6 protein-coding genes are annotated in these 10926 nt (G+C 61.1%); 2 read left to right on the top strand and 4 right to left on the bottom strand.

Features of this window, described 5'->3' with window-relative positions; genetic code table 11:
- Positions 1-62: 62 nt before the first annotated feature.
- The 3 genes from ACIQCS_RS18815 to ACIQCS_RS18825 form a co-directional block, all read right to left on the bottom strand.
- On the bottom strand, positions 63-4286 hold the full coding sequence (locus ACIQCS_RS18815) for a strawberry notch family protein (RefSeq protein WP_345846376.1): 4224 nt from the start codon (positions 4284-4286) through the stop codon (positions 63-65).
- 75 nt (positions 4287-4361) lie between these two features.
- Positions 4362-5207: a toprim domain-containing protein gene (locus tag ACIQCS_RS18820; protein WP_070936344.1), complete on the bottom strand. Its 846-nt coding sequence runs from the start codon at positions 5205-5207 to the stop codon at positions 4362-4364.
- A gap of 164 nt (positions 5208-5371) precedes the next feature.
- Positions 5372-6676, bottom strand: a complete 1305-nt coding sequence (locus tag ACIQCS_RS18825; RefSeq protein ID WP_062787891.1) for a replication protein RepA — start codon at positions 6674-6676, stop codon at positions 5372-5374.
- A 542-nt stretch (positions 6677-7218) separates the two neighbouring features.
- Between ACIQCS_RS18825 and ACIQCS_RS18830 the strand changes: the two genes are divergently transcribed.
- On the top strand, positions 7219-8421 hold the full coding sequence (locus ACIQCS_RS18830; protein WP_062787893.1) for an AAA family ATPase: 1203 nt from the start codon (positions 7219-7221) through the stop codon (positions 8419-8421).
- 259 nt (positions 8422-8680) lie between these two features.
- Positions 8681-9664 (top strand): ParB/RepB/Spo0J family partition protein, encoded by a 984-nt coding sequence (locus tag ACIQCS_RS18835; protein ID WP_030092784.1) that lies wholly within the window; start codon positions 8681-8683, stop codon positions 9662-9664.
- Positions 9665-9710: 46 nt separating this feature from the next.
- Here ACIQCS_RS18835 and ACIQCS_RS18840 read toward each other — a convergent pair whose 3' ends face one another.
- Positions 9711-10661, bottom strand: a complete 951-nt coding sequence (locus ACIQCS_RS18840; RefSeq protein WP_051743944.1) for a hypothetical protein — start codon at positions 10659-10661, stop codon at positions 9711-9713.
- Positions 10662-10926: the final 265 nt, after the last annotated feature.

A 10926-nucleotide genomic window follows, 5' to 3' on the forward strand; every position in this document is an offset into this window, starting at 1 on the left:
CCGTTCCCCCTTCCCTCTTTCCCAAGAGCGGCCTCGGTCGTTTGACCAAGGGCGACCCGCGCTCACCCAGGATCGGCGAGAATGCGCCCAAGGATGTCGGCGGCGATGCTCACCGGAAGGAACACCCGTGTCCGGTACTGAATGATCTCGGTGAAGCAGCCCAAGGATTTCAGCCAGGCGAGCTGATCCGACGGCGCCCCGACTATCTCGATGCGATGATTTCGGTTCACCATCGCGCGGCGGATCGTCATGGGGAATGGGCGGGCAACATCAACGCTTCGACCGGAATGGGCCGATTTGATGATGTCCGAGGGCGGCAGGTTCTCGGCGCGATCGATGCCGAGCTTGGTGAAAAGCTGGACAACGTGCTCGTCGAAAACGAGGCGGCCGAGCCAGCTATTTCCCGCTTTGTCAGCGATGCGGTTGACCACCAGATGATCGCTGGGCAGCGCCGACCAGATCGGCAGAAGCAAGCCGGTCGCGAGGCGGATCGTCTCGGTGTCGACCTTGTTCGCCGCTTCATCGGCTTCGGCCTGCCATTTCGCGCAGAAGGCGTCCCGATCGACTATTTTCCAGGCGCTCTCGAAGAGCTCATGCTCGCGGATATATTCCCGCCGGGTCGGCCTCGTCAGCTCGAAGCGCGGGATCGGCGTTCCGTCCTTCTCCTCCATGAGCGCTCGGGCGCGGGTCTGCAGCGCGACCATCCCCGACTTGGCGTTGAGCAGAAATACGGCGGTGCTATCGCTGTCGGCGATACGCAGCACGCGCTCCAAGGTGACAGGGGTCCGCCGCCGCGCGATCTCGATGGTCAGCAAGTGCGACGTCGCCCCGCTGACCGGGTCGGTCCGGAGCAGTGTGTCGTCGATCAAGGTGGCGGAATCGACGAGGATCGTCTCGACACCGACATCGAGCCGGCCAGCCTCCCTCGCCGCCGATACCCGTGTCTCGACCAGGGACAGAAACTCATCGAAGATGCTGTTCTGCAGGCCGATGGGAAGCGCGAGGATGCGATTTAGCCATCGCTGGATGGGCGGCAGTTCCTCTTTCAGGACGCCGTCCTTGTCGCAGAGCTCGAGACCGGTCCGATCCTCGAATTCCGAATGCGAGATGCTCTTGAGCTTGCCATCGACCAGCAAGTGGAACCACGTCACCAGCGCAGCGCAAGCATATTCGCTCTCCAGATTATCAGCCGGGTCGAAGAGATTCTGACCGCCGGTCTGGCGCTGACCCCGTGTGAGTGCGCCGAGGCTGTCGAGCCGCCTCGCAATCGTGCTGGTGAAGCGGAGTTCGCCTTTGCAGTCGGTCGTGACGGGCCGGAACAGTGGCGTGCTCGCCTGATGGGTCCGATGGGTTCGGCCAAGGCCCTGAATGGCGCGGTCCGCGCGCCAGCCCGGCTCGAGCAACAGATGGACGCGTTGCTCCTGGTTCGGCACGTCCATTGATGCGTGATAGGATCGCCCCGTCCCGCCGGCGTCCGAGAAAATGAGGACGCGCTTCAGCCCCTGCATGAAGGCCGCGGCCTCGGCCTGACTGGTACGGGTCGAACGGGTTTCCAGCTTCTGCCGGCCGTCGCCCGTCGAGATTAGGCGTTTTGTCCGCCCAGTGACTTCCGCGACACGATCATGCCCGAAATGCTCCAGGATGCCGTCGAGCGCCGACATGATCGGCGGCAATGCGCAAAGATGCTCGATCATCAGCGCGCGGGCAGCTTCGGCTTCGGGATTGTAGACGGGATTACCCGTCTCGTCCGTCATCGGCTCGGAGCGCTGCGTGCCTGTGTCGTCGGTGAAGACGCGCATTTGGCGAGTAGGGAAAGCGCGCTCGAGATAATCGATGACATATTCACGAGGGCTGAGGTCGATTTCGAGGTCGACGCGCTCATCCGGGCTGAGCATGCCCAATCGCCGGTCGAGGATGGACTCGGCCGTCGTCACCAGTTGAAGCACCACCGACTGGCCCGCCATAAGATGCTCGCCGACCGCGGCGATGACCGTTGGCAGCTTCATCGAAAGCAGCACCTGGCCGAAGAAACGCTGCTTGGTGGACTCGAAGCGCGAGCGGGCCGATGCCTTCGCCCCGCTATTCAAAGTGGTGTTCTCGAGACCATCGACGACGCCGGTGAGTTCCAGGGCTTTTTCCATGTTCCGGTGGATGATGGACCAGGCATTGGCGTAAGTGTCGTAGATCTCGATCTGCGCGGGCGTCAGTTCGTGCCGCAGGATCTCATATTCGACACCGGCGAAGCTCAGCGCTCGCGCCATGTAGAGCCCAGTCGCCTTGAGATCGCGTGCGACCAATTCCATGGCGGCGATCCCGCCCTGGCGAATGCTGGAGATGAATTGCTCGCGATTGGCGAACGCCGTCTCCGGTCCCCAGAGCCCGAGCCGCACGGCATAGGCAAGGTTGTTGACCTCGGACGCCCCCGTCGCAGAGGCGTAGAGGATCCGCGCGGCGGGCAGATGGTTCTGGAGCCGAACGCCGCTGATGCCCTGTTGCGATCCCTCCTTGGCTCCGAGTGCGCCCTCGCCTCCTGCGACACCGCCCATCTCGTGCGCTTCGTCGAAGGCGATGACGCCGTCGAAATCGGCGCCGGCCCAGTCGATGATCTGCTTCAGCCGGCTATGTTCCCCGCGCATCGATCGAAGGGTCGGATAGGTGACCAGAAGGACGCCCTGGTCAAGCCTGATGGGTTCGTCGATCTTCCAGTTCGATATGGGCTGAATGTCACCGGCGAGCCCGCCGAGGGCCGTCCAATCACGGCGAGCATCTTCGAGGAGGGGCGCGTTCTTGGTGACCCAGATATTGCGACGCCGCCCCTGAAGCCAGTTGTCAAGAATGGCGGCCGCGATTTGGCGACCCTTGCCTGCCCCGGTTCCGTCCCCGAGGAAGAAACCCTTTCGGTAGCCGCGGCCCTCCTCCGAGATAACGAGGCCGACACCATCCTTGTCCGGTGCGAAGCGCCCAGGGATCGTCTGAGCCCAGGCATGGCCGGCGTAAACGACGGTTTCGAGCTGGGAGGCCGAGAGCAAACGGTCTGTGACAGTCCGCTCCGGCAGCGAAGGGACGTAATCGGGGATCGGCGCTGGGATTGATCCCATGGCAACGGATTCGACGAGCGCAGTCGGGTGTTCGCCGGCTTTGTCGAAAACCAGGCGGCTTGGCCGATAGGGCAGATAGACGCCGGTCTGTTCGAGCAGCGGCGCCGGGGTTTCGAGCCTGGTGTAAGCAACCGGCAAGACATGGTTGCGCACGGCAGCGTGAAAGGCCCGGGGCATGGGCTTGGCGCTTTTGACCGCTCTGAAGAGCGAGATGCCTCCGCCCCGCTTCGGCGCGGGTGCCGGCTGATCTGCGACAAGGGACAGGCGAGGTGTCACGGTGAGAACGTCGAGCAGTTCCGCGATTGATCCACCCTGGATGACTTCTGGTGCGAGCCTGCCGGCGACCTTGTCGATGACGAAGATTCGCACGTCGATAGACGTGCCGTGTTTGAGATAGCAGCCTTCAAGTCGAACAGAGGCTTGCACTGTCGATCCGCGAAGGACGGTCTCGTAGTGGTCGCGCATTCGGGTGGTCGGTCCGAACCAGTCGGGCATGATGGCAACGAGGCGGCCCCCAGTCTGCAATCGGCGAAGTGCAGCCTGAAGATGCCGAACGGCCGCAAGATCATCGACGCCGCGGCCGAGCGACCGCGAAAACGGCGGATTCATGAGGATCAGGGAAGGACGCGGTGCGTCGCCAAGAGCAGCATCAAGAATCGCCCCATCATGGCCGGTGATCGTTGCGCCGGGGAAAACGCCGTGCAGGCGATCGCGGCGGATCGGATCGAGCTCGTTGAGATGCAGCGATCGATGAGCCCCAAGCTGTGCAACGAGCAAACCGTTGCCGGCGCTGGGCTCGAGAATGACGTCATCCTGCCGGACATCTGCGAGCAGAATCGCGACGGCCGCAATGTCGACAGGAGTCGAGAATTGCTGCCATTCGATCTGGTCTTCGCTCCGCACGGTCTGAGTGGGGAGGCGCTGCGCGAGGTCAATCCGCGCGGCGACATCGGCGAGGCTGGCCAGAGGCGCCAATGATCCACGGAGATGAAGGGCGAGTGCGTGCTCTAGCACCTCGAAGCTTGAGCGCTGCGTCCAGCGTCCTTCGGCATCGGTTCCGCCGAACGCCTGCACCATCGCCCGATTGAGATGTTGACGGGTGACCGGCTCGCCTGACGCCAGTTGGGATAGAAGGATGTGCGCAGCGGCACGGTCGCCGCGCTCGGCGGTCTGAAAAAGGTCGGTCATTTGGGAATCTCCTGCGCGGCTGCATCTGTCGCAGCGACACACCCTCGATCCCCCTCCCCTCTCTCCGCCCCGGGATCAGGTCCGGCAGTGCGCGTCGAGGAACTTTGCCCAATCCTTGAAAGCCGGCGGCGGCGGGTCGCGGCGGATGATGAGCCCGGGACGGGGATATTTCGCTTCGGCGGACGCCGCGGCGCGACGCCCTTCTGGATCATTGTCCTCTGCGATCAGCAGGGTCGTAATGCCGGGTGGAATGACCAGTTGATCGAGCCGCCTGGCGCCAAGTGAGGCCCAGCAGGGGATGTCCTTGATGCGGGTGTAGGCGCCGGCAGTCTCGAAACCTTCGGCGATCGCCAGCGTCTCGCCCCCTGCCCGGCCCCGCCATGCGCCTGTCCCAGGCACGCCGAGCATGACTTTTCGGAGGCACTTCGCTGTCGCAGGGTCGAGAAAGTTGCGCTGGATCGCGACGAGCTGCCGGATCTCGCGAACAGCAATCAGCAAAGCCGGTCGATAAACGGTTTTCGGCTTCGGGAGGTATGGGCAGCGCGAATGGAAGCGCACGTCGGCAGGCGCTGGCAACAAGTTGCGTCGCTCAAGATAGCGCTCGGCCAGCGTCCCTTTGACGCCAATGGCCTGCTCCCAGATGCGCGAGACATTGGCGCTGCCTTGCGGTCGATCCTGTTCCGGTATTGCATAATGTTGGCCGGTTCGAACCCGACGCAATTCCCGCAGAACATCATCGCGTGCGCAACCCGCGAAGCACGTCACCAGAATGCCGCGGTCACCTTGGCGGATCGAAAGACTTGGATCGTTGTCGCCATGTGCCGGGCAACGGGCCATAGCCCTGTAGCCGGTCCAGGTGCCGCCAAGAGCGCCTACGAGGTCAACAAGTTCCTGGGTCGGTCGTTTGGCCGTGAGTGGCATAGGACTACCTCCTGCTCGGTAGCCACATCCCCCCTTCCCTCTTTCAGCGCATGGCGCTGTGACCCGGACCTATCAACGATGAGGGTCGGCGCGCTCACGTTGATCGCTTCATCGGGCACGACTCGGGCTCGTTCGCAGGCGACGAACGGCTCGGACATCATCGGTCAATCGTCAGGCCGGTTCTTCCGCCGATCCGCATATTTGATCACGAAGGCCTCCCAGAGCCGCATCCATTCGGTGTCGGTCCGGGGCCTCTTGATATCGGCGAATCCCTTGCGGAATGCGTTGGCCATATCGTCGACTGACCAAGGATGGCCCTTAGTGAGACCGACACTCCGAAACGCCTGTTCGCGGTCGCCATAGGAAAGCGTTCCCGGCGGGAATGCGTGAAGCGGTTCGTCTGATTTCGCTGCGGGTTTCGTTGCCTGCGGAACGGTGCGAACCGATGATCTCGGTGCCGTTTCGACGCCTGGCGCCCCAACAAGTCGCAAATGGGGTCCGACCAATTTACGCTCCATCGGCGCTGGAGACGGATGAAGGACCACCTTCCTGCCGGAGAGATCGACGTTCGCATTGGGATAAACCGCCGAGACGAGCTGCATCGTCTCCCGCACCGTTTGACGAAAGCGCTTGCTGTCAGCCTCGTTGCCGAGGTGCTTTGCCAGTTGATCCCAAGAAATGATCTGCCCCTTGTCGGAGCCGATCCGTGGGAGGCGATAGGCAAGATAGGTATAGAGATCGAGCGCCGTTGGCGTCCCTTTAAGCTCCCGGATCGCTACTTCGTTTAATGGGACAGCGTGCTCGATAAGGTGACTGTAGAAGACCTCCGACATACGGATTTCCCGCGCGAAGGTGCCGTTCTTGTCGAGTGAACCAGCATATTCATTTGAGATCTTCACATCGCGGACCGCAAAGGCGTTGTCGTCCGTTTCGGTGCCATCCCAGCGAATCTGCCACTCGCACGCCAGCAAGCGGTCGACCTGTTCGCGCATCAGATTTGCGGTGCCACGGGGGCCATAGGACACCGTTTGATAGCCAAGCCGCCGCATCCATTCCGTGAAGTTGCGGCCGAGATAGACGTCGCGCGAACGCTTCATTACCGCCTGTGAAAGCAGATAGATGAGCGCAACCCTGGGATAGGCCCCATATGGAACACCCAGGCTTCTCATGACCGACTTGCCATCGATATTTTGAAGAACCGGCCGAGGGTTGATTGCCAGCGCGTACTTGCCGTCTTCCCGGATAATCGGGAGCGTGTCGTCCTTCGGGCGCTTGGTCGGGAGCGACATGGCGCAAAGCGCGGAATGGAGAAATGCCGGGACAGGCTCTTCGTCGTGGACTCGCAGGAAGGCGTCGAGCGTCAATTGGGTTCCGGCAGTGGAGGCAAGCTTCCGGACATTCTCTGCACCGCCATCGATCATGGCGAGTGCATATTGGTGCCCAATCGGCCTATGCTGATCTCCGTTCATTGTTCCGCCCTTCCCCGAATCTCCGGGGTCTGTGATGGCGCTGTCTCAACAGGTTTGGGTTTCGAAATCAACCCTGTTGGCAGTTTTGGCGGGAAATCAGGGGTGAGAGTTGCAATTCGACCGATGATCTCGGTGCCGCTTTTGCCGAATCGCCCCTTCCCACTTTCAAAAATCGAAATTTTGAAGCCGATTCGCGAATCGGATTGATTCAGGGATTCATGTAATAGGTATGCGCTCCGAGATCATCGGTCTGTTGGCACCGAGATCATTGGTAGGACGCACCGAGATCATCGGAAGGTACTGAGATCATCGGTATTTATCCACAGGGCATCGCTCGGTGCAGCCGGACGCAGCAAGTTTTCGGAAAGCTTGCACCGACTCGGAGATCATCGGTGCGCCTCTACCAGGGCGCATTGGCATTACCTTGAAATCCGAAACGGCTCGGAGATCATCGGTAAAGTTGTAAGTTCGATGGCCAAATCGTTGCTCGAAACTGCCAACGTCGCTATTGTGGGCCATCAAACCCACAAAAGCGGAATCTCATGGCCACTGATCCCACAAATGTCCCCGCCGATGACCTTCTGGAAGGTGGCCTGGATGTGCTTCACCGTAAAGCGCTCACGATCCTCAAGCGGATCCGCGACAGCGCGGTCGATCCAGAGACAGGGCAGAAGCGAGCCCCCACCTTCCCTATCTCCAAGGCTGCATCACTTGTCGGACGCACCGCGTCGGCGATCCGAGAAGCTGAACGCGACGGGCGTTTGCCGGAGCGTGGGCGGACGGCTTCCGGTCATCGCGTCCAATATACGCTCGAAGAACTCGATCATATGCGTGAGGTGTTCGGAACGCGTCCGTGGCGCAGCCCGGAAGATCCACCCGCCATTCTCTCGGTCTGCAATTTCAAGGGCGGTGTCGGCAAGTCCACGATCGCGCTGCACCTGGCTCAGCACTTCGCGATCAACGGCTATCGTGTGCTGTTTATCGACTGCGACAGCCAAGCTTCATCGACAATGATGTTCGGCTACCGACCAGACGTCGATCTGGAGGAGGACGACACGCTCTATGGGCATTTCCATAACCCGGAATTGCTGGGTGTGCGAAAGATCATTCGGAAGACCCACTTCCATGGGCTCGATCTGATCCCTGCGAATTTGCGGCTCTACAATCTCGAATACGAGATCGCCGGCTACCTCGCGCGCAATCAGAACCTGAACATCATCGACCTGATCGCCGAGGCCATCGACTCGGTGGTAGAAGATTACGATGTGGTGATCATGGATCCGCCTCCAGCACTCGGCATGGTCTCCATGGCGGTCCTTCAAGCAGCCAATGCGATGGTGATCCCCGTGCCGCCAAGCCTGGTCGACTTCGCATCGACGGTGTCGTTTATCGACATGGCGAAGACCACGATGAAGCAGCTCGAGCAGCTCGCGGGGAGGGGGCGCCCGGCTTACAATTTCATCCGTCTCGTCGGCAGCCGGGTCGACGACAGCAAGTCGATGCATCGTGAGATACTTTCGATGATGCGGAGCGTTTTCGGAGGCTCAATGTCTTCTTCGGTGATGGTCACCAGTGCGGAGATCGACAATGCCAGCTCGCGGATGAAGACGGTCTTTGAACTGGAAAAGCCCGTCACTTCGCACGAGGTTTACAACCGGTGCATGAGGCATCTGAATGAGGTTTGCCGAGACATCGAAGAAGACGTTTTGCGGACCTGGCCGAGCCGGGCAGGGGGGCAGCTTTGAGCAGCAGTTGCCACGTGGCAACTGCGGGCAATTGTTCGCCGTCTATGGGGCTGAAATCTGCTAAGAATGATGCGTTGTTGCCACGTGGCAACCGAGCAAGGAAAGCGTTTATAAACAGTATCATGAGCCAAATTCCAGGATCAGTTTTCCCTCAGAAAAGGGGAGCCGAAGGCGAGGCGAATTTCGGTTTGTTGCCACGTGGCAACAGACCAACAAATCGGGTCTCCAAGATGCCGGAAATTCGAGTAGGAGCGAGCCGATGACAAAAGGAAATAAGGGCTTCGGCTCGATGTTCACCGAAGGCCTGGATAATGAGGCCGAGCTTGACAATGCGAGCCCCTCGGAAGGGATCATGGCGAGCCGAAGCCAGACCCTGGCGCGGATAGCGAGCGGCAAGACGGTTACCGATCGAACGGAGTGGGTGGACCCGGCTCGTTGCCGTCCCTGGCGGATGCACAATCGCGACCTGGACCATTTGTCCGAAGAGAGCTGTCGCGATCTGATCGACTCCTTTCTCGCGGCGAAGCGGCAGCGCATCCCGGCGATCGTGCGTCGTCTGAAGGACGATCCTGACTACGATTATGAGATCATCGCTGGCGTTCGCCGGTGGTGGACCGTCCAGTGGCTCCGCGAACATCATCATCCAGAATTTGATTATCTCGTCACGATCCAGACCGTCACGGATGAAGAGGCATTCCGGGTTTCGGACGTTGAAAATCGGTCGCGAAAGGACATTTCAGACTGGGAGCGTGCAAAGGAATATGCGCGAGCGCTGTCGGAGTTTTACGAGAACTCCCAGTCCCAGATGGCGGAGCATCTCAACCTCTCGCGGTCATGGCTGAGCCGCCTGCTGGATGTTGCGAGGCTTCCTGAGGAGATCGTGGCGGCATTTTCGGACACCCACGACATTACCGTTCGAGTGGCGCGCGATATCAAACCGCTGACCAGCGAACCGAAAACTCTGAAGCGAATGCGAGACGAGGCCGAGCGCATCGAGGCCGAGCGTAGGAATGGTGGTTCCAGTCTGACCGGACCCGAGGTGGCGAAGCGACTTGTTCGTGCGACCGTTGAGGCAAAGAAGAAGGAGACTGGCGAGCGAGAGATCACGGGCAAAGGCGGAAAGACGATTCTGCGCTATGCCAGTGCCAGAGGTGGGGGGATCACGATCAAGATCGTGCCCCGGACCGGCGCCACGAAGGCCGAGCTCATGAAAGCGATCGAAGAACTGTTGCCGGCGAGCTGAGCAAAACAAGCGAGACGGCGTTTCAGTACGGAGGGCGTCCCGGTCGCTATTCGGCCCGCAGCCGGCGCTGCGCGGCAGGCGTGGTGGGCAGCGCCGCGAGGAGCTTTCGGGCACCCTGAGGTGTCACAGACAGCAGCTTCGAAACGGAGGATGCCTGGAGCCCTGGATAGGCGATCAATAGGCGCCCGAGAAGCGGCAGGCGACTTCGCTGAGTTGCACCTAAATTGGTGAGCTTGGCGACGTCATGCTCAATTGCGGAAAGCTCGCGGAGCCCCGCCGCGCTGATCTGCCCGATCTCCTTAGCGAGGAACCCGGTCAGCGCGGCAGGGGAAGGGGGCATGAACTTGGGGAGCGGCACCAGTGAGGGGATGATGCGGCTCGTGAAGCCAGCGCGGTAGAGCATGCGAGGAAGAGCGGTCGCGACGAGCCAGTTGCGATCGCGGCAGCGGGGAGGAAGCTCCAACGAGCGTCCGTCGATCGCAACAACCTCCGAGGCGCCGACCGGAAGACGCTCGGTCATTTCGGCAAGAGCGAACACGCGCTCGGCGATGGACCGGAGATCGGCGACGGGGAAGGGTGCATCCGCCGCAGACTTCACCTGACGCCAGAGCGGGCCGAAGTGTGCGAGATCGTCTCCACCATAGCGCTCAGCCTCTGCACGGTCGTCGAGGATGGTTCGGAGAGCATTGAGGGATGCGCGGCCAACCGGGTCTCTGACATCCTCGTCCCGACTTAGTGCGAGGTGGAAAATGGACGCCACCGATATCGGATCGTTGAGACCTTCGGAGGCGCGGGGAGGGGCGCTTCGCCCCGCGATCCAATCCTGCAGGTCGCCGACAGCGATCGGCACGCCGGCGAGACCTGCTAACGCCGCGGCGCCGTGAAGGCGCGATCGCGCAAGGAAAATGTCGGCGCTTGTACTATGATGAAGCCGGCCGTCGAGCCGGCCGAGCAGCAACATTGGGTCATTTGCGCGGCGGTCGACGATCTCCTGCATCGCTCTTACGCTTAGCGCGTGAGGAAACCAAAGTCAGCAGTTGGTTTCGCCTCATGCTATCGTCGAAAAGTTCATATGCGATAATTGCACTTATCACATAAGCAGATTTGACCGTTCTTTATAAGGTGGGCTACAAGCGCGGCTGAGGAGCGAGGCGCGTCGTGAGCACCGAAACCGCCCGGGAAGGGCCAGAAATCCCCGTAGCGCCGCCTGAGGCTGTCCTGCCGGCCGTCAGGGCGCCGGCCGACCTTGCGTGGACGATCGT

The organism is Sphingomonas sp. NPDC092440 (assembly GCF_044754985.1).
Lineage (GTDB): Bacteria > Pseudomonadota > Alphaproteobacteria > Sphingomonadales > Sphingomonadaceae > Sphingomonas.

Bases quoted from the DNA above. Each gene is read 5' to 3' on its own strand.
- ACIQCS_RS18840 (WP_051743944.1), bottom strand. From the start codon at position 10,661: ATGCAGGAGATCGTCGACCGCCGCGCAAATGACCCAATGTTGCTGCTC.
- ACIQCS_RS18830 (WP_062787893.1), top strand. From the start codon at position 7,219: ATGGCCACTGATCCCACAAATGTCCCCGCCGATGACCTTCTGGAAGGT.
- ACIQCS_RS18815 (WP_345846376.1), bottom strand. From the start codon at position 4,286: ATGACCGACCTTTTTCAGACCGCCGAGCGCGGCGACCGTGCCGCTGCG.
- ACIQCS_RS18820 (WP_070936344.1), bottom strand. From the start codon at position 5,207: ATGCCACTCACGGCCAAACGACCGACCCAGGAACTTGTTGACCTCGTA.
- ACIQCS_RS18825 (WP_062787891.1), bottom strand. From the start codon at position 6,676: ATGAACGGAGATCAGCATAGGCCGATTGGGCACCAATATGCACTCGCC.
- ACIQCS_RS18835 (WP_030092784.1), top strand. From the start codon at position 8,681: ATGACAAAAGGAAATAAGGGCTTCGGCTCGATGTTCACCGAAGGCCTG.